The sequence below is a fragment of the Micromonospora purpureochromogenes genome (assembly GCF_900091515.1).
In the GTDB taxonomy this organism is placed as follows: domain Bacteria; phylum Actinomycetota; class Actinomycetes; order Mycobacteriales; family Micromonosporaceae; genus Micromonospora; species Micromonospora purpureochromogenes.
This window is the reverse complement of the sequence record NZ_LT607410.1, coordinates 6,222,337-6,246,693: the sequence shown is the minus strand read 5'-3', so window position 1 is coordinate 6,246,693 and position 24,357 is coordinate 6,222,337. Positions and strand designations below refer to the sequence as shown.

Annotated in this window: 21 protein-coding genes and 1 tRNA gene; 11 read left to right on the top strand and 11 right to left on the bottom strand. The window is 74.2% G+C overall.

The features are described from left to right. The first annotated feature begins 20 nt into the window (after positions 1–20). The 5 genes from GA0074696_RS28455 (at position 21) to GA0074696_RS28435 (ending at position 5,105) form a co-directional block, all read left to right on the top strand. On the top strand, positions 21–608 hold the full coding sequence (locus GA0074696_RS28455) for a hypothetical protein (RefSeq protein WP_088963935.1): 588 nt from the start codon (positions 21–23) through the stop codon (positions 606–608). Beyond that, positions 608–1,615 (top strand): AAA family ATPase, encoded by a 1,008-nt coding sequence (locus GA0074696_RS28450; RefSeq protein ID WP_088963934.1) that lies wholly within the window; start codon positions 608–610, stop codon positions 1,613–1,615. Before GA0074696_RS28455 ends, GA0074696_RS28450 begins: the two co-directional genes overlap by 1 nt. After that, positions 1,612–2,991, top strand: coding sequence for a DUF58 domain-containing protein (locus GA0074696_RS28445; protein ID WP_088963933.1), 1,380 nt, complete (start codon positions 1,612–1,614; stop codon positions 2,989–2,991). The genes GA0074696_RS28450 and GA0074696_RS28445 overlap by 4 nt, the downstream gene beginning before the upstream one ends. 115 nt (positions 2,992–3,106) lie before the next feature. After that, a complete protein-coding gene (locus GA0074696_RS28440) occupies positions 3,107–3,667 on the top strand; it encodes a hypothetical protein (RefSeq protein ID WP_088963932.1) in 561 nt (186 codons plus the stop codon). Positions 3,668–3,770: 103 nt separating this feature from the next. Further along, the gene (locus GA0074696_RS28435) at positions 3,771–5,105 is read left to right on the top strand and encodes an NAD(P)/FAD-dependent oxidoreductase (RefSeq protein WP_088963931.1); all 1,335 of its coding nucleotides are present in this window, start codon (positions 3,771–3,773) and stop codon (positions 5,103–5,105) included. A gap of 65 nt (positions 5,106–5,170) precedes the next feature. Here GA0074696_RS28435 and GA0074696_RS28430 read toward each other — a convergent pair whose 3' ends face one another. Then, a complete protein-coding gene (locus GA0074696_RS28430) occupies positions 5,171–7,006 on the bottom strand; it encodes a hypothetical protein (protein WP_088963930.1) in 1,836 nt (611 codons plus the stop codon). 101 nt (positions 7,007–7,107) lie between these two features. Here GA0074696_RS28430 and GA0074696_RS28425 point away from each other — a divergent pair. The 4 genes from GA0074696_RS28425 (at position 7,108) to GA0074696_RS28410 (ending at position 9,394) form a co-directional block, all read left to right on the top strand. Next, positions 7,108–7,188: transfer RNA gene (locus tag GA0074696_RS28425), tRNA-Leu, on the top strand. 108 nt (positions 7,189–7,296) lie between these two features. Next, positions 7,297–8,118, top strand: a complete 822-nt coding sequence (locus GA0074696_RS28420) for a Bax inhibitor-1/YccA family protein (protein ID WP_088963929.1) — start codon at positions 7,297–7,299, stop codon at positions 8,116–8,118. A 162-nt stretch (positions 8,119–8,280) separates the two neighbouring features. Then, positions 8,281–9,036: a Bax inhibitor-1/YccA family protein gene (locus GA0074696_RS28415; RefSeq protein ID WP_088963928.1), complete on the top strand. Its 756-nt coding sequence runs from the start codon at positions 8,281–8,283 to the stop codon at positions 9,034–9,036. 37 nt (positions 9,037–9,073) lie between these two features. Further along, the gene (locus GA0074696_RS28410) at positions 9,074–9,394 is read left to right on the top strand and encodes a hypothetical protein (protein WP_088963927.1); all 321 of its coding nucleotides are present in this window, start codon (positions 9,074–9,076) and stop codon (positions 9,392–9,394) included. A 4-nt stretch (positions 9,395–9,398) separates the two neighbouring features. Here the strand turns inward: GA0074696_RS28410 and GA0074696_RS28405 are convergent, their stop codons facing one another. The 4 genes from GA0074696_RS28405 to GA0074696_RS28390 all read right to left on the bottom strand — a co-directional run bounded on the left by GA0074696_RS28405 (position 9,399) and on the right by GA0074696_RS28390 (position 14,229). Further along, positions 9,399–10,880, bottom strand: a complete 1,482-nt coding sequence (locus tag GA0074696_RS28405) for a CYTH and CHAD domain-containing protein (RefSeq protein ID WP_088963926.1) — start codon at positions 10,878–10,880, stop codon at positions 9,399–9,401. Positions 10,881–10,920: 40 nt separating this feature from the next. Continuing rightward, the gene (locus GA0074696_RS28400; protein WP_088963925.1) at positions 10,921–12,183 is read right to left on the bottom strand and encodes an acetyl-CoA C-acetyltransferase; all 1,263 of its coding nucleotides are present in this window, start codon (positions 12,181–12,183) and stop codon (positions 10,921–10,923) included. Between the two features lie 95 nt (positions 12,184–12,278). Beyond that, the gene (locus tag GA0074696_RS28395; RefSeq protein WP_088963924.1) at positions 12,279–13,082 is read right to left on the bottom strand and encodes an SGNH/GDSL hydrolase family protein; all 804 of its coding nucleotides are present in this window, start codon (positions 13,080–13,082) and stop codon (positions 12,279–12,281) included. Between the two features lie 97 nt (positions 13,083–13,179). Further along, on the bottom strand, positions 13,180–14,229 hold the full coding sequence (locus GA0074696_RS28390; protein ID WP_157746135.1) for an SGNH/GDSL hydrolase family protein: 1,050 nt from the start codon (positions 14,227–14,229) through the stop codon (positions 13,180–13,182). A gap of 183 nt (positions 14,230–14,412) precedes the next feature. Here GA0074696_RS28390 and GA0074696_RS28385 point away from each other — a divergent pair, with 183 nt between their 5' ends. Continuing rightward, positions 14,413–14,769 carry a YkvA family protein gene (locus GA0074696_RS28385; protein ID WP_088964861.1) on the top strand — a complete coding sequence of 119 codons (357 nt, stop codon included), beginning with the start codon at positions 14,413–14,415 and terminating at the stop codon, positions 14,767–14,769. Positions 14,770–14,845: 76 nt separating this feature from the next. Then, a complete protein-coding gene (locus GA0074696_RS28380) occupies positions 14,846–16,216 on the top strand; it encodes a cystathionine beta-synthase (protein ID WP_088963923.1) in 1,371 nt (456 codons plus the stop codon). A gap of 82 nt (positions 16,217–16,298) precedes the next feature. On the opposite strand, the gene GA0074696_RS28375 is transcribed toward GA0074696_RS28380, so the two are convergent. From GA0074696_RS28375 to GA0074696_RS28350, 6 genes are all read right to left on the bottom strand, one after another. Then, entirely contained in the window at positions 16,299–17,249 is a 951-nt protein-coding gene (locus tag GA0074696_RS28375; RefSeq protein WP_088963922.1) for a S1C family serine protease, read from the bottom strand. Positions 17,250–17,312: 63 nt separating this feature from the next. Continuing rightward, positions 17,313–17,822 (bottom strand): GNAT family N-acetyltransferase, encoded by a 510-nt coding sequence (locus tag GA0074696_RS28370; RefSeq protein WP_088963921.1) that lies wholly within the window; start codon positions 17,820–17,822, stop codon positions 17,313–17,315. Continuing rightward, positions 17,819–18,748 (bottom strand): ribonuclease Z, encoded by a 930-nt coding sequence (locus GA0074696_RS28365; RefSeq protein WP_088963920.1) that lies wholly within the window; start codon positions 18,746–18,748, stop codon positions 17,819–17,821. Before GA0074696_RS28365 ends, GA0074696_RS28370 begins: the two co-directional genes overlap by 4 nt. A gap of 380 nt (positions 18,749–19,128) precedes the next feature. Next, positions 19,129–20,313 (bottom strand): osmoprotectant NAGGN system M42 family peptidase, encoded by a 1,185-nt coding sequence (locus tag GA0074696_RS28360; protein ID WP_088963919.1) that lies wholly within the window; start codon positions 20,311–20,313, stop codon positions 19,129–19,131. Then, positions 20,310–22,127, bottom strand: coding sequence for an N-acetylglutaminylglutamine synthetase (gene ngg, locus GA0074696_RS28355; protein ID WP_088963918.1), 1,818 nt, complete (start codon positions 22,125–22,127; stop codon positions 20,310–20,312). Before ngg ends, GA0074696_RS28360 begins: the two co-directional genes overlap by 4 nt. Positions 22,128–22,129: 2 nt before the next feature. Further along, the gene (locus tag GA0074696_RS28350; protein WP_088963917.1) at positions 22,130–23,914 is read right to left on the bottom strand and encodes an N-acetylglutaminylglutamine amidotransferase; all 1,785 of its coding nucleotides are present in this window, start codon (positions 23,912–23,914) and stop codon (positions 22,130–22,132) included. Positions 23,915–24,357 lie beyond the last annotated feature (443 nt).

Below are 24,357 nucleotides of genomic sequence, written 5' to 3'. Positions count from 1 at the left end.
GAGCCCCGGGCGGTGCGGTCGTGACCGAGCGCACCGGCCTCGACGACCTGCTCACCTTCGAGGAGGAGCCGCCGCCGCGCGCCGGCCGGCAGCGCGGCGGGCGGGCCCGGGCGGTGCTGCGTACCCTCGCCGTCGCCGCCGCGGCCACCGCGGTGGTCCTCGCCGTGCTGCGCGCGGTCGGCCTCCAGGTCTCGATCTGGATCGTGGTGGCCGGCGTGCTGGCGGTGCTCGCCGTCCGCCGGGTCACCGCCGCGCTCTCCCCGCCGCCCCCGCCCCGGGCCGGCGGCCGGGCGCCGGCCGGCGAGGAGCCCGGCTCGTACAACTGGGGTGCCCGGGACGCGCTGCGGAGCGCCATCAACGGCTGGGAACGGCCGCTGGACTGGTGCTCCGGGCGGCCGGAGCGGTTCGCCGAGCGGGTCCTGCCGCGGCTGGCCGAGCTGGCCGACGAGCGGCTGCGCCAGCGCCACGGCCTGACCCGCGAGTCCGACCCGGCCCGCGCCCGCACCCTGCTCGGGGAGCCGTTGTGGACGTTCCTCAGCACCCCCTCCCGCCGCTCCCCGTCGCCGCGCGACCTCGCGGCGATCGTCGCCGAACTGGAGAAGATTTGATGAACGACGTGGACCGCAGCATCCCCGCCTCGGAGGTGGGCCACCTGGCCCGGGCGGTGCTGGACGCGGTCGGTCAGGTCGTGGTCGGCAAGCGGGAGTCCCTGGAGCTGGTCCTCGCCGGCATCCTGGCCGGTGGGCACGTGCTGCTGGAGGACCTGCCCGGCCTGGGCAAGACGCTGACCGCGCGGTCCTTCGCGCAGGCCCTCGGCTTGGACTTCCGCCGCCTCCAGTTCACCCCGGACCTGCTGCCGGCCGACGTCACCGGCTCCTTCCTCTACGACCAGCGCAGCGGTGACTTCTCCTTCCGCGCCGGCCCGCTCTTCACCAACCTGCTGCTCGCCGACGAGATCAACCGGACGCCGCCGAAGACCCAGTCGGCGCTGCTGGAGGCGATGCAGGAGAAGCAGGTCTCTGTCGAGGGCGTGACCTACCGGCTGGACGAGCCGTTCCACGTGCTCGCCACCGCCAACCCGATCGAGTACGAGGGGACGTATCCGCTGCCCGAGGCGCAGCTGGACCGGTTCCTGCTGCGGGTGTCGTTCGGCTACCCGCAACGCGAGGAGGAGTGGGACGTGCTGCGCCGGCGGATGGCCCGCCGCCGCGAGGAGTCCGAGATCAAACCGGTGGTGGACGCCGCCACGCTGCGCGCCATGCAGGCCGCGCTGGAGGACGTGGTGGTGGAGGACTCCGTCGGCCGGTACATCGTCGACCTGACCGCGGCCACCCGCGAGCACCCGTCGGTGCTGGTTGGCGCCTCCCCGCGCGGCTCGCTGGCGCTGCTGCTGCTGGCCCGCGTCCGGGCGGTCTTCGCCGGCCGCGACTACGTGGTGCCGGAGGACGTCAAGGAGGTGGCCGCCCCGGCGCTCGCGCACCGGATCACGCTGCGCCCGGAGATGTGGCTGCGCCGGGTCGATCCGTCCTTCGTGGTCGGTGAGGTGCTGGAGCAGACACCCGCCCCGGCCAGCGGCGCGCTGCCCAGCTACGCGGCCGGTCGGGCGGGGCGCTGACGACCGTGTCCACCGAGGAAGCGGCGGAACCGGCGGCGGGCTGGGCGCCCACCTGGGCGCTGGGCCGGGCGGTGCTGCTCACCGGGGTGCTGCTGATCGCCGCCGTGCTGCTCGGCCGGGTCGACCTGGTCGTGCTCGCCGCGCCGTTCGCGCTCGGCACCGCGTACGCGCTGCGCCGCCGGCCCACCGCCGCGCCGCAGCTGGAGATCCTCACCGCCGACGCTCACCTGGTCGAGGGCGGCGCGATGGCCGGCACGGTCAGCGTCGGCAACCCGGACACCGTGGCGTACGACGTGGCGGTGGTGCGGGCCCGCGTCTCGCCGTGGCTGCGCGTCGAGCGGGTCGGCTTCGGCGGAGCCGGCGTGGACGTGCGCCGCTCCGGCGGCGCGGACCGCCCCTTCGTCACCTCGATCCCCACCGGCCGGGCCGTCGACCTGGAGCTGTCCGGCACCGCGCTGCGCTGGGGGCGGCACCCGATCGGCCCGGCCGGCGCGCGGGTCGCCGCCGCCGACGGGCTGCTCGTCTCCCGGGCGGTGATCACCGAGCCGGTGCGGATGCGGGTCTATCCGGAGACCGAGCAGTTCGAGGCGGTGGAGGCGATGCCCCGGGCGGCCGGACTGGTCGGCGCGCACCACTCACGCCGCCCGGGCGAGGGCGGCGAGCTGGCCGGCGTCCGGGTCTTCGGGCCCGGCGACCGGCTGCGCCGCATCGACTGGCGGGTCTCCCTGCGGGCCCGTCAGCTGCACGTGGCGGCCACCCTGTCGGACCGGGACGCCGAGGTGGTGGTCCTGCTCGACGTGCTCGCCGAGGCGGGCCGCTCCGGCGGGGTGAAGGGCACCGCGTCCGTGTTGGACACCACTGTCCGGGCCGCTGCCGCGATCGCCGAGCACTACCTGCACCGGGGTGACCGGGTGGCGATGCTGGAGTACGGGCCGGCGGCCCGCCGGTTGCGCCCGGCCACCGGCCGCCGGCAGTACCTGACGGTGCTGGAGTGGCTGCTCGACGTGCGCGCCGAGGCTTCCCCGCACGAGCCGTACGACCAGGTCTTCGGGCCGCAGGTGCTCTCCGCCGACGCGCTGGTGGTGGTGCTCACCCCGCTGCTGGACGAGCGGTCCGCGCAGATGCTGGCCCGGCTGGCGCGGGGCGGCCGGTTCGTGGTCGCGGTGGACACGCTCCCCACCGACCTCGCCCCGCCCGGCGAGCGGGGCTGGGCGCCGGTGGCGTTCCGGCTGTGGCGGCTGGACCGGGACACGATGATCGCCCAGCTGCGCGAGCACGGCGTGCCGGTGGTGCGCTGGGCCGGCACGGGCAGCCTGGACCAGGTGCTACGGGACGTCGCCCGCCTGGCCACCGCCCCGCGGGTGGGGGCCCGGTGAGCGCGAGGAACGCAGCGCAGCGGAGTCCCGCAGTCGCGAAACGAAGGTGGGCACCGGTGAGCGCGAGGAACGCAGCGCAGCGGAGTCCCGCAGTCGCGAACGAAAGCTGGCGCAGATGAACGCGGTCACCGAACGGGTGCGGGCGCTGCGGGCGGCGGTGAACCGGGTGAGCCTGGCGCCGCTGCTGGTGCGCGCCGGCATCTTCCTCACCGTGCTGGTCGGCCTGCTGCTGGCGTACCCGGTCGAGATGTTCTCCGCGCGGGCGCTGCTCGCCCTGACGGTGGTGGCGGTGCTGCCGGGGGTGGCCCCGCGCCGGGGGTGGCCGACCTTCGCCGCCCTGGTCACCGTGGGCGGCTGGGTGATCGCCTCCGCCGGGTACGACCGGCCGATCGCGCTCTGGCGGCTGCTCGCCGTGGCCGCCGCCCTCTACCTGGCGCACACCCTCTGCGCGCTCGCCGCGGTGCTGCCCTACGACGCCGTGGTCGACCCGGATCTGGTGCTGCGCTGGCTGAGCCGGGCCGGCACGGTGATCCTCGCCACGGCCGTGGTCGGGGTGATCCTGGCCTGGCTGGGCGAGATCGGCGGGGGTGCCGGGTTTCAGGCGGCGACGGTGGCCGGACTGCTGGTGGCGGTGGGGTTGAGCGGGCTGCTGGGCTGGCTGCTGCGTCGCGAGTAGCGGGACGGCTCCGGGACGTTGCGCAGGTCACAGCGGTTGTGCTCCGTCACAGAAGGGGGTCTCGGACGGGATTACCCGAGCCGCCCGGGGAAAGATAGATGACGTGAATCCGAAGCGGATCCTTGTCGTGGGTGCCGGGCACGTCGGCCTGTACGCCGCTCTGCGCCTGTCCAAGAAGCTGAGCTCCCGTGAGGCCGAGGTCGTCGTCGTCGACCCGCAGCCGCACATGACCTACCAGCCGTTCCTTCCCGAGGCGGCGGCCGGCAACATCTCCCCCCGGCACTCCGTGGTGCCGCTGCGGCGGGAGTTGCGCCGGTGCAAGGTCGTGGCGGGTGCGGTGACGCGGATCGACCACGACCGGAAGACCGCGGTGGTGCAGCCGATCAGCGGCCCCACCCGGGAGATCCAGTACGACCACGTCGTGCTGGCCCCCGGCTCGGTCTCCCGGACGCTGCCGATCCCGGGCCTGCACGAGCACGGCATCGGGTTCAAGACCATCGGCGAGGCCATCTACCTGCGCAACCACGTGCTGGACCGGCTCGACGTGGCGGCCGCCACGCCGGACCCGGCGGTCCGCCGCTCGGCGCTGACCTTCACCTTCGTCGGCGGTGGTTACGCCGGTATCGAGGCGCTCGCCGAGATGGAGGACATGGCCCGGGACGCGCTGCGGTACTACCCGGAGCTCAAGCCCGAGGACATGCGCTGGGTGCTGGTCGAGGCGACCCAGCGGGTGCTGCCCGAGGTCGACCGGGACATGGGTGCCTACACCGTCCAGCAGCTGCTCAAGCGCAACATGGACATCCGGCTGGACACCCGGCTGGAGTCCTGCGTCGACGGCGTGGTCAAGCTCTCCGACGGCGACACCTTCCGCTCCGACACGATCGTGTGGACGGCCGGCGTGAAGCCCTCGCCGATGCTCGACGCGACGGACTTCCCGCGTGACGAGCGCCGGCGGGTCACCTGCCTGCCGACGCTGCAGATCGTCGACGGCGACCGGGTCGTCGAGGGCGCCTGGAGCGCCGGCGACTGCGCCGCCGTGCCGGACCTGACCAAGGAGCCGGGCAACTACTGCTCGCCGAGCGCCCAGCACGCGGTGCGTCAGGCCGCCCGGTTGGCCGACAACATCGCGAACGTGATCCGCGGTCGCGAGCCGGTCAACTACAAGCACAAGCACGCGGGCAGCGTGGCCAGCCTCGGCCTGCACAAGGGCGTCGCCCAGGTGTACGGCGTGAAGATGACCGGCTGGCCGGCCTGGTTCATGCACCGGACGTACCACATGAGCCGGATCCCGTCGTTCAACCGCAAGGTCCGGGTCGTGGTCGACTGGTCGCTGGCGTTCTTCCTCAAGCGTGAGGTGGTGGCCCTCGGCCAGCTGCACGACCCGCGCGAGGAGTTCGCCGAGGCCTCCCAGCCGGTCGGCGCCGGCCGCCGGGTCTGATCCCGTTCGCGAACGAAGGCCCCCTCCCGGCGCGGGAGGGGGCCTTCGTCGTGTCGGGGGCGGGGTCAGACCCGCCAGGTCCAGGCGTCGGCGATCCGGGTGCCCGGACCGTAGAGCTGCACCAGGGTGCGGCGCAGGCTCTCCGCGTGCGGGGCGTCGTCGGTGACCGCCACGCAGGAGGCGCCCCAGAAGTCGGCGTCGGCCCGGGCCTGCCGGCGCTGCTCGTCGCCGATCACCGGCTCGTCGCCCCGCCGGGCCACGTCGGCCAGCAGCGCCGAGGTGGGCTGCTTGTAGGTGCCCATCGCGGCGGTCCCGTCCCGGCCGTACGGGCCGATGAAGAAGCCCTCCGGGATGCCGAACGCTCCGTGGGCCGCCGCCGCCCAGCGCATCGGCCAGGGCTCCCTGGGGGTGGCGGCCGGCACCGGCACCAGCACCCCGCCGGGGGGTACGCACTCGCGCCAGTGGCCGCCGGTGATGAACTCGGGCAGCGGTGGCCGGTCGGTCGTCGGCAGGGGAGCGGGGAAGACGCTGAGCAGGGCGGCTCCCACCGCGGCGGGGACCAGCCGCCGGTCCCGGCCGGGTCGCCGCAGCGCGCGGTCCACCGCGAGCACCAGCAGCGTCGCGGCCAGCGGCAGCAGGGTCAGCCCGAACCGCATCGGCAGCGCGCCGTCGATCACCGGCAGGCCGGCGAGCAGCGCGTACGGCCCGGGCACCGCGGTGCGGGTGCCGTCGTTCACCACCTCGGGGCCGAGCGCCAGCGCGCCCATCGCCAGCGCGCCGGCGACGCAGGCGACCACCAGCGGCCGGCGCCCCAGCCAGAGCGCGCAGCCGGCGGTGACCAGCAGCAGCGGCAGGCCGAGGAAGGTGTTGTACTCGGACGGGCCGGTGGTCAGCCGGGCCGACGAGTCGCTGCCCACCACCGACAGCGGGGAGATGGTCCACCAGCTGCTCAGGTCGGCGGAGAAGTAGTCCGGGCTGAACATCCCGTCGGCCACGCCCTGCGGCCCGGCGAACTGGAACCACAGCGGGTAGCCGAGGACGAGCAGGGCCAGCCCGGCGGCGAGCATCAGGCCGCCGGCGAAGCCGGGCAGCGCCCGGCGCAGCAACTCGCGGTCGGTCAGCGCGTACGCCACCGCCATCACCAGCAGGGTGACCGCGGTGAGGAAGAGCACCTCCTCGCCGATGAAGACCTGCGCGGTGACCGCGGCGGCCAGGCCCAGCGCCGAGGTGACCAGCCGCCGGCGGTCCGGCCCGCCCAGCGACGCCGGGCCGGGGTCGGCCGCGCGGAGCATCCGTACGACCAGCCAGACGATCACCGGCACCAGCCACTGGGCGGTCATGTGCAGGTGGCTGTTGGACTGGGACACCATGCCCGGGCCGAAGCCGCACAGCCCGGCGCCGAGCGCCGCGGCGAGCCGGTGGGCGCGCAGCGTACGGGTGAAGAGCAGGTGCCAGGCGACGGCGGTGCCGGCGAGGTTCACCCCGGCCAGCAGGGCGAAGGTGACCGGCGCGCCGAAGAGCAGGGTGACCGGGGCGAGGAGCACGCCGAGCGCGATGACCGTGGTGTTGGTCATCAGGTTCACCCCGTCCGGGCTGTTGAGCCGGTCGGTGAGCAGGCCGAAGTCGCCGAGCACGGCTCGCGAGTCGACCGCCAGGAACCACTCGTAGAGGGTCTGGTCCGCCGGGTTGAGCGCCAGCACCCGGCCGGTCGGGTCGGGCCAGAGGCCCTGGGTGAGCCAGCCGGCGAGCAGCACGAACGCGAGGCCGACGAGCAGGTCGGTGCGGTGTCGGGCGACGGACGCCCGCCAGCGGGTGGCGCGGGATCCGGGCGCGGCCGGCTCGGCGAGGCCGACAGCCAGGTCGGGGTCGGCGTCGGACGCCGTACGGGCTGCGCTGGTCACGGGCTCGACCCTAGTGCGGCACCGGTGACGGGGTACGCCGGGTCGCCGGTGAACGGTTACGGTGACACTGCACCGCGCGTGTCGGCGCGCCGGTGCCGCCCGCCCGGGTGGTGGAACGGCAGACACGGCCGCCTTAAAAGCGGCTGCCGAAAGGCGTGCGGGTTCGACCCCCGCCCCGGGCACACTCTCAGCTTTCCCTCAGCCGGCTCACGGGCGCGCGGGTCGCCGTCTCCGTTTACCCTTGTAGGGCACGTCGTGCGTGCGATGACCCCCTGAGGGAGGCCTGAGAAGTGAAGACCTCGAACCCGGTGCTGGCCCGGCTCGGCCAGGCGGCCGAGCGGGAGCGTTCCGCCGGGTACGCCCCGCCCGGGCAGTACGGCTACGGCCAGCCCGGCATTCCCCAGCAGTACCCGGGCCAGCCCGGCTCCCCGGTGGCCCCGGCCGCGGGCACCATGACCATCGACGACGTGGTCGTCAAGACCGTCGCGCTCCTCGGCATCCTCGGCGTCTCCGCCGCGGCAGCCTGGGTGCTGGTGCCGGACAGCCTGGTCTACACGGCCTGGATCGGCGCCGCGATCGTCGGCGTGGTCCTCGGCCTGATCATCTCCTTCTCCCGGATCGCGAACCCGGCGCTGGTCGTCGCGTACGCGGTGGTCGAGGGTGCCTTCGTCGGTCTGGTCAGCAAGGCGTACGAGACCGCCTACGAGGGCATCGTGCTCCAGGCCGTGGTGGCCACCTTCGGTGTCTTCTTCGTGATGGCCATGCTCTACAAGGCGAAGGTCATCCGGGCGACCCCGAAGTTCGTCAAGGGCATGATCGCCGTGATGGCCGGCCTCTTCGCCGTCATGCTGATCAACTTCGTGCTGGCGGTCTTCTTCGACGTCAACACCGGCCTGCGCGACGGCAGCCCGCTGGCCATCGGCTTCAGCCTGGTCTGCATCGTGGTCGCGTCGCTGAGCTTCGTGCTCAGCTTCAAGGAGGTCGAGGACGGCGTCCGGATGGGGCTGCCCCAGCGCTACTCCTGGACGGCCGCGTTCGGCATCGTGGTCAGCCTGGTCTGGCTCTACCTGGAGCTGCTCCGGCTGATCAGCTACTTCCAGGGCGACGACTGACCGTCGCAGCCCCCGGCGCCCGCCCCCGCGGCCCGCGGCGGCGGGCGCCGTCGTCTGTGGGCCGGTCGGCCGCCGCACCCCGGCCCGGCCGTTTCCCCGCCGCCGCCGGCCCGTCCGGGGGAGAGTGGCAGCAGGGGTACTGGCCCGGCGAGGAGGTGGCGGGTGCGCAGCGCCAACCCGGTCCTGGACCGGCTGGACGACAGCAGCCGGGAGCACCGGCTGCCCGGTGCGGGCGGCGCGGAGGCGGTGACCGTCGACGACGTGGTGGTCCGTACCGTCGGGCTGCTGCTGCTCACCGGCGCCACCGCGGCGGTGGCCTGGGTGGTCGTGCCGCAGGCGGTGTGGGTCCCGGCGGCGTTGGCCGGCACCGCCCTGGCGGGCATCGCGCTGCTCCTGGTGATCTCGCTGCGCGGCATCACCCACCCGGCCCCGATCATCGGGTACGCCCTGCTCCAGGGGGTGCTGCTCGGCGTGGCCAGCCGGGCGTTCGAGCTGGTCTATCCGGGCATCGTCGCGCAGGCGGTGGTGGGCACCTTCGGGGTGTTCCTCGGGATGGCGGTGCTTTACCGGGCCCGGCTGGTCCGGGCCACGCCGCGGCTGGCCCGCCTGGTGATCGGCACGCTGATCGGGCTGCTCGCGGTCAGCCTGGTCAACCTGGTCTTCCGGCTGTTCACCGGCCGGCAGGGCGTGGAGGTCTACAGCATCTCCGGCCGGGTCGGCTGGCTGCCGTACGCCTTCTCGGCGGTGGCGATCATCGCCGGGGCGCTCAGCTTCATCCTCGACTTCGACCAGGTGGAGCGGTCGGTCCGCACCGGCCTGCCCCGCCGGTACGCCTGGCTCTGCGCGTTCGGGCTGCTGGTCGGGCTGATCTTCCTCTACTGGCAGATCCTGCGGCTGCTGAGCTATCTGCGCCGCTGAGCGGGCGCGGGCCGGTCCGGCCGTAGACTCGGCGGCGATGAGCGCAGCGGAGTTGGACCGGGCGGTGGAGCTGCTGGTCCGTCAGGTGGGGCACTGGCAGCAGCCGCGGTGGGCGGCGATCGCCGAGGGGGGCAACGTGTCCCGTGCCGACCTGGTGCACCGGCTGGTGCAGGAGCTGGCCAACCTCGGTGCGGACGCCGAGGGAGAGCCGCGTCGGAACGTACCCCGGTTGGACAACGACCTGGCCCTGGTCGACCAGCTCCGCGTGGTGGCGGCCGATCTGGTCACGGCCGGGGCGCCGGACGCGACGCTGGCCCGCGCCGCCGCCGAGGTGGCGGCGACCCGCTCGGCGCTCTGACGCCTCACTTCCTCAGCCAGCGTCGGACCTTCCGCCGGCGGGCCCGGTCCCGGGCGGCGGGGATCGCCCGCAGGTCCCGATCGGCCGCCGCGGCCTGCCGGGCGTGCAGCAGCCCGTAGGTGAAGGTGTTCTCCCCGTCGGCGTACGCGCGCAGCGCCTGGCGTCGCAGCACCTCCCGGGTGACCACCGAGTCGTGCTCCGTGCCGAGCAGGTCCTGGAGGTCCCTGAGTTGTTCCACCAGGGCGGCGGCGGGCTGCCCCGCGTCCGGCTCGCGCACCTCGACGGCGTACCGGGCGGTCTTGTACGCCTTCCGTGCCTCGTGCAGCGCGACGTCCCCCTCCTGCGTCCGTTCCCCGTCGAGGGCCCGGTCCAGCCGGTCGTCGGCGCGGGTGACCGCCCGGCGGACCCGGCGGGCGACCCACCGCGCGTCGACGGCACGGGCGGGCGGTGCCTCCAGCAGCCGGTCGAGCCCGGCCAGCAGCTCGGTGTAGCGGTCGGAGTCCAGCGTCCGGACCAGCTCGTCGAGGGCGGTGGCGAGGTCGGCCGCGAACCGCTCCGAGATGCGCGCCGCGACCGGGCCGAGGACCAGGTCGGCGGGCTCGGCACGGACGGCGTCGGTGAGCCGGGCGGCCATCACCTGCGCGTCGCGGACCGCCCCGAGCTGGCCGCCCAGCCAGCGGAGCTCGGCGCGCAGGGCCGCGCTGCGCGGACGGTCCCAGCGGCCGCGGAAGGTGCGCAGCGTGGCCCGCAGCCGGCGGACGGCGACCCGCATGTCGTGCACCGCGTCCTCGTCACCGTGCCGGGCCCCGGGATGGTTCGCGATCAGCACGTCGCGCTGGGTGAGGGCGTAGTGGGCGACCGGGTCCGTCGGGGCCGCGTCGGTGACGGCGGCGAGCCGGCCGGCGAGGGCCCGGTGGGACTTGGAGACGGGAACCGGGCGGGCGCCCGCCTCGCGCAGCCGCGACTGCACCGCGTCGAGCAGCCGGTCGTCGCCGTCGGCCAGCTCGACCTCGATCTCCCGCCACGCCTGCCGCTCGCCGGTGACCAGGTCCCGCCCGTCGACGGTGTCCTCGGCGACCTCCGCCAGCACCCGGCCCGCCGCGTCCAGCAGCCGTCGTTCCACCCGGTGGGTGGTGATCCGGGCCGCCGGTTCGACCGCCTGCCCGCGGGAGGCGGCCCGGAACAGCCCGACCAGCTCCGCCGGCGGGTCGAGGTCGTCCGCGCCGGCCGGGAACTGGTACTCGGTCCGGGCGCCGCCGGCCGCGCCGACCTTCAGGTGCCAGCCGGCGTCGTGGCCGCCCGTCCGCCGGCGCAGCGCGAAGCCGCTGCGCGCCAGCCGCAGGTCCGGGGTGTCCAGGTAGACCGCGTCCAGGTCGAAGGCGGTGGCGTCCGACATCGTCGCGACGCCACCGCACCCCGTCAGGTCCGGCAGCCGGAAGCCCTCGTCGGCGGAGTACTTGCGTTCCCGCTCCACCACCGTCGCCATGCGGATCCGGTACCCGCGCGGACGACCGGCGAACCGGGGTTCAGCTGAGCCGCTCCAGCACCATCGCCATGCCCTGGCCGCCACCGACGCACATGGTCTCCAGGCCGATGGTCTTGTCGTGCCACTCCAGGGAGTTGAGCAGCGTGCCGGTGATCCGGGCGCCGGTCATGCCGAACGGGTGGCCGACGGCGATCGCGCCGCCCATCACGTTGACCTTCTCCTCCGGGATGCCGAGCTGCCGGTAGGAGGGGATCACCTGCGCGGCGAACGCCTCGTTGATCTCGACCAGGTCGACGTCGTCGACGGTCATGCCGGCCCGCTTGAGGGCCTGCCGGGACGCCTCTACCGGGCCGAGGCCCATGATCTCCGGCGACAGGGCGGTCACGCCGGTGGAGACGATCCGGGCCAGCGGGGTGAGCCCGAGGTCCTTCGCGCGCTGGGCGCTCATCACCACCACGGCGGCGGCGCCGTCGTTGAGCGGGCAGCAGTTGCCGGCGGTGATCCGGCCGTCGGGGCGGAAGACCGGCTTCAGGCCGGCGACGGCCTCCAGGGTGACCCCGGCGCGCGGGCCGTCGTCGGTGCTGACCACGGTGCCGTCCGGCGTGGTGACGGGGGTGATCTCGCGGGCCCAGAAGCCGTCGGCGATCGCCTTCTCGGCGAGGTTCTGGCTGCGCACACCGAAGGCGTCCATGTCCTCGCGGGTGACGTCGTACACCTGGGCGAGGTTCTCGGCGGTCTGCCCCATCGTCAGGTAGATGTCGGGGAGCTGGCCGGCCTCGCGCGGGTCGGTCCACACCTCGGCACCACCGGCCGCGCGGGTCTTGGAGCGCTCCTGCGCCTCGGCGAAGCGCGGGTTCTCCCAGCCGCCGCCGACCAGCGCCTGCGCCTCCGGCGGGAGGGTGTCGGAGTTGCCCCGGGCGTACCGGGAGACCGTCTCCACGCCGGCGGAGATGAAGACGTCGCCCTCACCGGCGCGGATGGCGTGCATCGCCATCCGGGTGGTCTGCAGCGACGAGGCGCAGTAGCGGGTGAGGGTGGCGCCGGGCAGGCCGTCCAGGCCCAGCAGCGTGGCGACCACCCGGGCCATGTTGAAGCCCTGCTCGCCGCCGGGCAGGCCGCACCCGAGGTAGAGGTCCTCGACCTGGGTCGGGTCGAGCCCGGGGACCTTGTCCAGTGCGGCCTGGACGATGGTCGCGGCGAGGTCGTCGGGGCGGACCTCGCGCAGCGAGCCCTTGAACGCGCGACCGATGGGGGAGCGGGCGGTGGCGACGATGACGGCGTCGCGGGACGACTCAATCGGCATAGCTCACGTTAACTCGCCGGTAACTTGACGGGGAAGCTGCCGGGGCGGCGGGAAATGTCACCCTGCGGCGGGCTCCCGCCCGTTCGCCGCCCCGCCTAGTGGCGGGAGGCGCTGGTGGCCGCGGCGGCCACCGCCGGCAGCAGGGCGTGCGCCCAGACCCGGTAGCCGTCGGCGGAGGGGTGGAAGCCGTCGGGGCAGAAGGTCCCGGCGTCGGCGCGGAACACCGGCCCGGTCTCGGTGCCCAGGTCGACCACGCTGCCGCCGGCGTCGAGCACGGCCGCGGTCTGCGCCCGGGCCATCCGCCGCCCCGACCAGCCGAGCACCTGCCGCAGCGGCTGCGCGACGGCGCGCACCGCGCCCAGGTCCGGACAGGTGCCGACCACCACCTCCACCCGCGCGTCGCGCAGCCGGCGCACCGCCGCGCCGAGGTACGCCGCGGCCTCGCCCGGCCGGCGCATCGCGGTGGCGTCGTTGGCGCCGATCAGGATCACCGCCACGTCGGGGCGCTCGCCGAGCAGCGCCCGGGCCACCTGGGTGGCCAGGTCGGTGGAGCGGGAGCCGGAGACCCCCACGCTGGACAGGTGCACCTGCCGCCCGGTCGGTCCCTCGGCCAGCAGGTGGGCCAGTTGCCCGCCCACGGTCTCGTCGAAGCGTTCGACTCCCACGCCGAGCGCCGAGGAGTCGCCCAGCAGCACCAGCCGCAGCGGCGGGGCGCCGGCCCGGCCGACGGTGGCGCGTAGCGCCAGGCCCAGCTCCGGCTGGGCGTAGCTGCGGTTGCGGGCGGCGACGGCCTGCCCGGCGAGCACCGCCGCGCCGCCGATGGTGCCGGCGACCAGGGAGAAGGCCGCCGCCTTGCCGAGCCGGAGCGCCAGCTCCGCACCGATGCCGCGTTCGGTCATGACGACACCTCCCCCTGCGGGACGTCGCGCCGGCAGGCGCGCTCCTGGCGGCGGTCGGCACGGGGCTCCGCCGCGCGGGGCCCGGTGGTTCGCTCGCTCATGCCGATCCCTCCAGTGTGGGTGAGTCGGTGGCGGGACCGGGTTGCGGCACCGCGCCGACGCCGAAGAAGGCCCGCCGGCGCAGGTGGGCCCAACGGCCGGCCGGTCCGCGGTCGCGACCCCGGACCTGGGTGCCGCTGACCTCCGTCCCGGCGTGCCGGGCCGCCTCCTGGGCGGCCTCCGGCAGCGACCGTACCCCCTCGCCCCGGCCCGGTACCGGCCTGCGTTCCGCGCCGGCGCCCAGCGCCGAGATCACGGTGGGCAGCAGCGCGGCGGCGGCCACCGCGTACCCCTCCGCGGACGGGTGGAACCGGTCCCAGGCGAACATCCGGGTGGGTTCGGCGACGAACCGGGGACCGAGCATGTCGCCGAGGGAGACCGTCCAGCCGCCCGCCTCGACCACCGCCACCGTCTGCGCGGCGGCCAGCTGCCGGCTCCACCGCCGGGCCAGCCAGCGCAGCGGCGGCTGGATCGGCTGGATCGCGCCGAGGTCGGGGCAGGTGCCGACGACCACCTCGCAACCGGCGGCCCGCAGCGCGCGGACCGCCTCGACCAGGTAGCGCACCGCCAGCCCGGGCGGGGTGCGGTTGGTGACGTCGTTGCCGCCGATCAGGATCACCGCGACGTCCGGGTCGCACTCCAGCGCCGACTCGACCTGCGGCCGGAGCCCGGCGGAGAGCGATCCCACCACGGCGAGGCGGTGCACCCGCACCGGCCGGTGCAGCCGTCGGGACAGCCCGGTGGCGAGCAGCGCCCCCAGGGTCTCCCGGCGCCGGTGCACGCCGTAGCTGGCCGCCGACGAGTCGCCGAGCACCACCATGGTCAGCGGCGGGCCGGGGCACTTCGCGCCGTAGACACCGTCGCAGCGGGGCGGGGGCGCCTCGGCCATCGGGATGGTGCGCCGGGCCTGGCGGGCCTGACCGAGCAGCACGCCGCCGGTCGCGACGAACGCCGCCGCGCTGGCGCCCGTGCCGATCGCCGCCATCCGCGCGATCTGCCGGGCGCGGTGCCAGCGCGAACCCGGTACGACGGAACCAGCCACCCCCATACCGCCACGTTATCGCGCCGGCCCGACACGCCGCTCTCCTCGTGCCGGCCGGGTTCGTGCCTGGGAAGGGCCGCTTCTGGGTACCTGTCCGGTGACGGCGACGGGCGACGGGCGCCGGAGGAGCAGGTCGCGGCGGGCTTGCGCTCCCGCGTCACGCTGGTCGGGCGGAGAGGGGTCGACGAGATGAGCAGGACGTTGAAGCGGAGCGCGGCGTTCACCGCATTGTTCCGGGCACTGGCGGCGGGCGCCCGGGGCGGGCCCTCGCTGGGCGCCCGGTTGGCGGCGCTGCCCCGGATGATCAGGGCGACCGCCCGGGGCGAGTACGACGGCGGCCTCCGGCTGGCCATGATGACGGCGGCGACGGCGTACGTGCTCTCGCCGGTGGACGTGGTGCCGGAGCTGTTCCTGACCATCTTCGGCCTGGTGGACGACGCGCTCATGGTCACCTGGCTGGCCGGCAGCGTGCTGGCGGAGACCGAGCGCTTCCTGGAGTGGGAGGCGCGTCGCAGCTCCGTCATCCCCGGGCAGATGATCCCCTGACGGCACGTACCCTGGGCGACGAACGAAACGTCTGCCCGGCCGCCGGCGCCGGCGCCGCAACGAAGGGCACAACGAGGTGCAGTACTACGACAACGTCGTCGAGTTGATCGGCAACACCCCGCTGGTACGGCTGCGCAACGTCACCGAGGGCATCCGGGCCACCGTGCTGGCGAAGGTGGAGTACCTCAACCCGGGCGGTTCGGTGAAGGACCGGATCGCGCTGCGGATGGTGGAGGACGCCGAGGTCGCGGGCATCCTCAAGCCGGGCGGCACCATCGTCGAGCCGACCAGCGGCAACACCGGCGTCGGGCTGGCCCTGGTAGCCCAGCTCAAGGGCTACAAGTGCGTCTTCGTCTGCCCGGACAAGGTCAGCCAGGACAAGCAGGACGTGCTGCGCGCGTACGGCGCCGAGGTGGTGGTCTGCCCGACCGCCGTCGCGCCGGAGGACCCGCGCTCCTACTACAACGTCTCCGACCGGCTGGCCCGGGAGATCCCCGGCGCCTGGAAGCCCAACCAGTACAGCAACCCGGCCAACCCGCGCTCGCACTACGAGACGACCGGCCCGGAGCTGTGGAAGCAGACCGAGGGCGGGCTCACCCACTTCGTGGCCGGCGTCGGCACCGGCGGCACCATCTCCGGCATCGGGCGCTACCTGAAGGAGGCCTCCGAGGGCCGGGTCAAGGTCATCGGGGCGGACCCGGAGGGTTCGGTCTACTCCGGCGGCACCGGCCGGCCGTACCTGGTCGAGGGCGTCGGTGAGGACTTCTGGCCGGAGACGTACGACCGGGGCATCGCCGACGAGATCATCGAGGTCTCGGACAAGGCCTCGTTCGAGATGACCCGGCGGCTGGCCCGCGAGGAGGGGATGCTGGTCGGCGGCTCCTGCGGGATGGCCGTGGTGGCCGCCCTGGAGGTGGCCCGCAAGGCCGGTCCGGACGACGTCGTCGTCGTGCTGCTGCCGGACAGCGGCAAGGGCTACCTGTCGAAGATCTTCAACGACAACTGGATGGCCCGGTACGGCTTCCTGGACAACTCGGGCACCGAGCCGACCGTGGCCGACGCGCTCGCCAGCAAGCCGGGCGGCCTGCCCGAGCTGGTGCACGTGCACCCCACCGAGACGGTCCGCGACGCGATCGACTACATGCGCGAGTACGGCGTCTCGCAGCTGCCGGTGCTCAAGGCCGAGCCGCCGGTGGTGACCGGCGAGGTGGCCGGCTCGATCGCCGAGAGGGACCTGCTCGACGCGCTCTTCACCGGGCAGGCGCACCTGCACGACACCATCGAGCGGCACATGGCCGAGCCGCTGCCGATGATCGGCGGCGGGCAGCCGGTGAGCGAGGCGGTCGGCCTGCTGGAGAAGTCCGACGCGGCGCTGGTGCTGGTCGACGGCAAGCCCAAGGGCGTGCTCACCCGGCAGGACCTGCTCGCCCACCTCGGCGCGCGCTGACCCGACGACGTACCGCGGGGCCTCCTCCTGTCCGGGGGAGGCCCCGCGTCGTCGTACTCCGACCGGGACGGGATCTGACGGCTCAGCGGGTCAGCTCGGTCGGCACCGCGACCACGTCGACGAGGGCACCCCGGCGCAGCACGGTCACCGGCAGCCGGGTGCCGATCGCCGGGCCGAGCATGAGCCGTTGCAGGCCCTGGCCGTCCCGGACCGGCCGGCCGCCGGCGGAGAGGATCACGTCACCGAGGTAGATCCCGGCCAGTCCGGCGGGGCTGCCCGGCACCACCTCGATCACCCGCAGGCCACGGCGCTGGCCGGTGCGCTCGGCGACCTCGGGCGGCAGCGGCACCGGGATGCCGGCCACCCCCAGCCAGGCCCGGCGCACCCGCCCGCCGGCGATGAGGTCGTCGATGATCTGCCGGGTGGTGGCGTTGATCGGCACGGCCAGCCCGAGGCCGTAGCCGGCGACGGCGGTGTTCACCCCGATCACCCGGCCGGCCGAGTCGGCCAGCGCACCGCCGGAGTTGCCGGGGTTGAGCGCGGCGTCGGTCTGGATGACGTCTTCGATGAGTCGGGTGACCCGGCCGTCCCGGGCCGGCAGCGACCGGCCCAGCCCGGACACCACCCCGGCGGTGACCGAGCCGGCCAGCCCCATCGGGTTGCCGACCGCGACCACCAGCTGGCCGATCCGCAGGGTGTCCGCGTCGCCCAGCTCCACCGGCGGCACGGTCGCCTCGTCCACCCGCAGCACCGCCAGGTCGGAGAGCGGATCCGCCCCGAGGACCCGGAACCGCGCCTCGGTGCCGTCGCCGAAGGCGGCCGAGCCGTCCCGGGCGCCCTGCACCACGTGGGCGCTGGTCAGCAGCAGGCCGTCCGTGCCCACGGTGATCGCGGAGCCGGCGCCGGCCCCGCGCGCGGTCCGCACCGACAGGGCGGCCACGCTGGGCAGCACCCGGGCCGCCACGCCGGTGACCACCCGGGAGTACGCGTCGAGCGCGGCGTCCTCCGCCCGCTCGGTGTGATCGGTGTCCATGAACCCGGCAACGCGGCCGGATCGACGGGCATGCCCCGATCAGCTCAGAGCGAACGGGGCGGGTCAGAGCGGTCGGGCGTACCGGACCTGCGGGACGACGATCGGGCCGAAGTGCTCGTCGCGCCGGGTGCCCTCCGGCGTCCAGCCGCCGCGCTCGTAGAAGCGACGTGCGGCGTGGTTCTGCGCCAGCACCCAGAGCACCGCCCGGGACCAGCCGCGCGACCGCATGGCGTCCAGCGCGTCGACCATCAGCTCGCGGCCGGTGCCCCGGCCCCGCTCGTCTGGGTCGAGGTGGATGGCGTTGAGCAGGCCGGTGGCCGGATCGCCCTCGTCGTCCGGGCCCAGGTAGCTGAAGCCGACCAGCCGGCCGTCCCGCTCGGCCAGGGTCATCCGGTGGTCGTCCCGCTCCCAGCCGAACCGCTCGACCCAGTACCGGCCCATCGCCTCGGCCGACGGGTCGGCCAGCGCCTCCGCCGGCAGGAACGAGGAGTACGCGGCCACCCGCGACCGCCGGTGCAGGGCCCCTACCGCCATCAGGTCGTCGACGGTGGCGGGGCGCAGCGTGATGGTCATCCGGCCGAGGCTACCCGGCGCGGCGGGACCGGCACGGTGGTCAGGTCCTCGGCGATGACCAGGTCACCGGCGAAGTGCCGGCGGGCCTCGTCGGCGAACCGGCGCAGGTCGCTGTACCGCTGGGAGAAGTGGGTGAGCACCAGCTTGCGTACCCCCGACTCGGTCGCCACCCGCGCTGCCTGAGCCGCGGTCAGGTGGCCGGCCTCGGCGGCCAGGGCGGTCTCCGACTCCAGGAAGGTCGACTCGATGACCAGCAGGTCGGCGTGTTCGGCGAGGGCGTACACCGCGTCACAGAGCGCGGTGTCCATCACGAAGGCGAACCGCTGGCCCGGTCGGGTCACGCTCACCTCGTCCCGGGTGACGCGACGCCCGGCCAGGTCGAGGTGGCCGACGCGGAGCAGCTCCCCGACCGCCGGCCCGGCGATCCCGTACGCGGACAGCCGCTCCGGGAGCATCCGGCAGCCGTCCGGCTCCACCAGCCGGTAGCCGTACGTCTCGATGGAGTGCCGCAGCCGGCGGGCCTCCAGCGTGCCACCGCGCAGGGTGATCCGCTGCCCGTCCGCCTCGATCGGCTCGACGGCCAACTCGGCGGTCTCGTGGAAGGAGGTGGCGTGCCGCAGTCGGGCGAAGTACTCGGCGCCGCCGGCCGGGAAGTGCACCGCCACCGGGTGCGGCACCCGGTCCAGGGAGAGCCGCTGGATGATGCCGGGCAGGCCGAGGCAGTGGTCGCCGTGGAAGTGGGTGACGCAGATCCGGGTCAGGTCGGTGGCGGTGACCCCGGTGTGCAGCAGCTGCCGCTGGGTGCCCTCGCCCGGGTCGAAGAGGATCACCTCGTCGTCCCAGCGCAGCACGTACCCGTTGTGGTTGCGCTGCCGGGTGGGGGCCTGGCTGGCCGTCCCGAGCACCACCAGCTCGCGCATGGACAAGGCGGCCTCCCCGCTGAGCTGACCGGTCCGGCCGGGCCGGACATGAAGCGACCCCCGGGGCTTCCGCGCTCGCGCGCGGGCCGGCTGGACTGGGCCGGCACCCCGGGGGTCGGGTGGCTGTCGTGGTTTCGCCGCACCGCTGCCACACGGTCTCGACGATGGTGCAGATGCCCGCCTCGCGGCGGACGGGTTTCACTGTCGAGGACAGCGGCTAGCGGACAGCCACCTCACGAGTCCGATTGCTATACAAGTCTGGACCACCTCCTTTCCCGTGTACGGCCACGCTATCCAGTCCCGCCGGGCACCGGCAACGGATTTCGATCACAGCCCGGACGGAAATAGGCCGGCCCGCCCCGCCCCCGTCGTGGAGGCGGGGCGGATCAGGAGGCGTCGACGATGCCGATCGGGCCCTCGCGGGGGCCCTCCTCGCTGGCCGGCTGCACCGCCAGCGACGGGAAGTCGGCCAGGTCGCCCTCGGGCTCGGCGTCCCACTCCGGGAAGACCAGGTCGCTCTGCAGGTAGAGGCAGAGCAGGTGGGTGAGATGGCGCAGCCCGTCCAGGTGGGTGCGCTCGTGGCCGTGGGTGGCGTCCACGCCGAAGCCGAGCAGGGCCACCCGGGCGTGCGCGCCGGCCTCGACCGCCGCCGCCACGTCCGAGCGGTAGTAGTCGAAGACGTCCCGGACCAGGTCGACGCCGTGCTCGCGGGCGATCGAGGCGAGGTTGCGGGTCAGGTGGTAGTCGAACGGGCCCACCCCGTCGCCCATCGCCAGGGTGGCCGCGTCCTCCCGGGACTGCTGGCCGGGGGCGACCACCGCCGCGTCCACCGAGACGATCTCGGCGACGTCCGGGTCGAGGCCGTGGCTGGCCCCGTGACCGATCTCCTCGGTGACGGTGACCAGCAGGTGCGCGGTGACCGCCGGGGTGATTCCGGCGTCGACCATCGCCTTGAACGCGGTGAGCACGGCGGCCACGCCGGCCTTGTCGTCCAGGTGCCGCGACTTGACGTACCCGCTCGGCGTGATCGTCGGGTTGGGCAGGAACGCCACGAAATCGCCCGCGTCGATGCCCAGCGCGCGCAGGCCGGCGATGTCGTCGACCCGCTCGTCGAGCCGTACCTCGACGTGCTCCCAGCCGACGCCCTGCAGGTCGACGTCGTCGTTGTAGCGGTGCCCGCTGGCCTTCAGCGGCAGCACCTGACCGGTGATCACCCGGTCCAGGTCGTCGGTGAAGACCCGGACGTGCGCGCCCTCGGCGAACCGGGCGCTGTGCGTACCGATGGTCTTCAGCTCCAGCCGGCCGTTCTCCTTGAGCCGCTTCACCATGCCGCCGATGGTGTCGGTGTGCACCACGATCGCCCGGTCGGCACCGGTCTGGCGGGGGCCGGGCAGGCAGGCGCTCAGCGCCCCGCGCCGGGTCAGCGTGGAGGCGATGCCCAGCGCCGAGAGCCGCTCGCCGACGTACTGCTGCACGTGGTCGGTGCGCCCCGACGGGCTGGGGATCTCCAACAGCTCCAGCAGCACCTGGCGCAGGTAGTCCAGGTCGATCTCCAGTGGCTTCGGGCTCACGCGGCGGCTCCCGGGCCGGCCGGGCTCCAGAGCCGCTGCGGGGCGCGGGTGCCGGGGAAGAGCAGGTCGACGAAGCGCTCGGCGGTCGGCTGCGGCTCGTGGTTTGCCAGGCCGGGCCGCTCGTTGGCCTCGATGAAGACGTGCTCCGGCCGGTCCGGCGCCGGCACCAGCAGGTCCAGCCCGGTGACCGGGATGTCCAGCGCCCGGCTCGCCGCCACGCAGGCCTCGGCGATCGCCGGGTGCAGCTCGGCGGTCACGTCGTGGATGGTGCCGCCGGTGTGCAGGTTGGCGGTCCGGCGTACGGCCAGCACCTCGCCCTCGGGCAGCACGTCGTCCATCCGGTACCCGGCCGCCGCGACCACCTCGCGGGTCATCTCGTCGACCGGGATGCGGGACTCGCCCCCGGTGGCGGCGGCCCGGCGGCGGCTCTGCCGGTCGATCAGCGCGGCGATGTCGTGCACCCCGTCGCCGGTGACCTGGGCCGGCCGGCGGACGGCCGCGGCCACCACCTCGTGGTCGATCACGATCACCCGCAGGTCCTCGCCGTCGCGCAGCTCCTCGATCAGCACGTCCGGGCAGAACCGCCGGGCCAGCTCGACCGCCGCGGTCAGCGCCTCGGCGGTGCGCACGCCGACGGTGATGCCGTTGCCCTGCTCGCCCCGCGCCGGCTTGACCACCACCGGCCCGACGTCGGCGAGGAAGGCCAGGTCGTCCGGCCCGCCGGTGGCGGTCCGGCCGCGCGGCACCGACAGCCCCGCCTCGGTGAGGATCCGCCGGGTGACCCGCTTGTCGTCGCAGCGGCTCATCGCCACCGCCGAGGTCAGCTCGGACAGCGACTCCCGGGTGTGGATCGTCCGGCCGCCGCTGGTCAGCCGCAGTTCCCCCCAGCGCGGGTCGGTGACCTCCACCCGGATGCCGCGCCGCATCGCCTCATCGGCGACGATCTTCGCGTACGGGTTGAGGTCGTCGTACCCGGCCGGGGTGGCGGGCAGGAAGAGCCGCTCGTTGATCGGGTTCTTCCGCTTCACGCAGAGCGTCGCGGTGCGATGGAAGCCGAGCCGCTCGTAGAGCCGGATCGCGCCGGAGTTCTCGGCGAGCACGGACAGGTCCACGAAGGCCCGCCCCCGCTCGTCGAGCCGGTCGGCCAGCCCGGTCAGCAGCGCCTGGCCGGTGCCGGGCGGCGCGGTGTTGAAGTCGACGGTCAGACACCAGAGGCTGGCGCCGTTCTCCGGGTCGGCGAAGACCGCCACGTGGTCCACGCCGGTGATGGTGCCGACGATCTCGCCGGTGGCGGCCTCGGCGACCAGGTGCAGGAAGCGGTCGGTGCCGGCGTTGTCGACCAGCACGTCGACCGGCGCGGTGACCATGCCGTTGCGGGCGTAGATCCGGTTGACCGCGTCCGCGTCGTCGGCGTCGCGCAGCGGCCGGATCACCAGGCCGGGGACCTCGCCGTCGCCGTCGGTGGCGGCCGGACGCCGCTCGCCCAGCGGCAGCCGATAGGTCAGCGACGGGTCGATGAACAGCTCGTCCGGGAGCCGGGACACCAGCACGTGCGGGTCGCGCAGGTAGATGCAGATGTCCCGGGCGCCGGCCGCCTCGGAGCGCAGCACGTCCGCCACCGCCGCCTGGTCGGTGAAGGTCTGGCCGAAGACCAGCCGCCCCCAGCCGCAGTCCAGCACCACGCCGGAGTCGTCGGTGCTGCGCGGGCGGGGTGCCGGCGGGCCGGGCGCGACCGGGTCGCCGCCGGGGCCGATCCGCTCCCGGTGTCGGCCCGGCACCCGCTCCCGGTCGGTGGTCGTCACCGTGTCGGTCATGGTCAGTCGATCCCGTGGCTCTGGAGCCACATTTCCAGGAGTCCCAGCTGCCACAGCTTGTTTCCGTTCAACGGGGTCAGTTCGGCGTTCGGGTCGGCGAGCAGCGCGTCGACGTAGTCGGCGCGGAACAGGTCGCGGCGGCGGGCGGCCGGCGCGGAGAGCGCGTCGCGTACCCGATCGAGCAGCTTGCCCTCCAGGTGGGTGAGGCCCGGCACCGGGAAGTAGCCCTTGGGCCGGTCGATCACCTCGTGCGGCAGGACCCGGCGGCCGATCTCCTTGAGCACGCCCTTGCCGCCCTGCGCCAGCTTCAGCTCGGGCGGGCAGCTCGCGGCCAGCTCCACGAACTCGTGGTCCAGGAACGGCACCCGGGCCTCCAGCCCGTGCGCCATGGTCATGTTGTCCACCCGCTTCACCGGGTCGTCGGTGAGCATGATCTGGGTGTCGATCCGCAGGCCGGCGTCGACCGCGGTCTGCGCGCCCGGCCGGGCCAGGTGCGCCGTCACGAACTCCCGCGCCGGGTCGCCGTCGGCCAGCCGGTCCGGGTTGAGCACCCGGGCCAGGCCGGCCGCGTCCCGGTCGAAGAACGCCTTCGCGTACGTCTGCAGCGCCTGCTCCCGGTCGACCCCGGCCAGCGGCGGGTACCAGTGGTAGCCGCCCAGGATCTCGTCGGCGCCCTGCCCGGACTGGACCACCTTGACGTGCCGCGACACCTCCTGGCTGAGCAGGTAGAAGGCGACGCAGTCGTGGCTGACCATCGGCTCGCTCATCGCCGCGACGGCCGCCTCCAGCGGCGGCACCAGGTCGCCGGCGGCCACCTTGAGCTGGTGGTGGTCGGTGTCGAAGGTCTTCGCGACCAGGTCGGAGTAGACGAACTCGTCGCCCTCCCGGCCGCCGACGGAGTCGAAACCGATGGAGAAGGTGGACAGCCCGGACTGCCCCTCGCCGGCCAGCAGCGCGACCACCAGGCTGGAGTCCAGCCCACCGGAGAGCAGCACGCCGACCGGCACGTCGGCGACCATCCGGCGGCGCACGGCGGTGGTCAGCGACTCCAGCAGGGCGTCCTGCCAGTCCTGCTCGGACCAGTCGGCCCGCTCGGCGGCCCGGGTGAAGGACGGGTCCCAGTAGACCCGCTCGTGGGTGCGGCCGTCCGGCTCGTAGACCCGGACCGTGGCCGGGGGCAGCTTGGTGACACCGCGCAGGATGGTCCGCGGCGGCGGCACGATGCTGTGGAAGCTCAGGTAGTGGGCGAGCGCCACCGGATCGATGGCGGTGTCCACGCCACCGCCGGCCAGCAGCGCCGGCAGGGTGCTGGCGAAGCGCACCACGCCCGGCGTCTCGGCCAGGTAGAGCGGCTTGATGCCGAGCCGGTCCCGGGCCAGCACCAGCCGGCCGGTGTCCCGCTCGGTGATCGCCACGGCGAACATGCCGATCAGGTGGTCGACGAAGTCGAGTCCCCACTCGGCGTACGCCTTGACGACGACCTCGCTGTCGCCTGAGGAGAAGAAGCGGTGCCCCTTGGCCTGCAACTCCTCGCGCAGCTCGCGGTAGTTGTAGACGCATCCGTTGAAGACTCCGGTGAGCCCCGAGTCGGGGTCGATCAGCGGTTGCCCGCTCGCCGCCGACAAGTCGATGATCTTGAGCCGCCGGTGCCCGAGAGCGATGGGCCCTTGCGACCAGACCCCGCTGTCGTCCGGGCCCCGGTCGCTCATCGTCGCCGCCATGCGCTCCACCGCCGCGACGTCGGCCCGTGAGCCGTCACGGCGGAACTCCCCAGCCAGTCCGCACATGCCAGGACATGCTGCCAGAGGTTGTTGCAGTCCGCCTGTTGAGCCGATGTCAGGACGGCCACCGATTGATAAGACGCCCCGCCCGTCCGCCTGCGGCGATGAGCAGTGTCCCTTTTCGTCCGTTCACCGGACGGTTGAGCCGATTCGGCAGGGTGCCGCGATGTGACAAGAACCGCTGCCGCGGTCGTGGCGTGGCCGGGCCGGTGGTCGCCCCCGGCGGGTGGCCTGAACCGACTGGTGGAAAGCCCCCGATCGTACGACCGGCATCGATCGAAGATCACTGTGGTGCATATCACTATCGGCCGTGATGGCGCAGGTCGGGGCGCCTTGGGGCCTTGAGCAGCATCAATTCGATTGAGTTCCGTGCTGTCGGTCGTTCGGTGGATGCCAGTTCATACTATCGGCGGCTGCGGATCTTCGAAGGGTGTAGTTCTCTGATCACT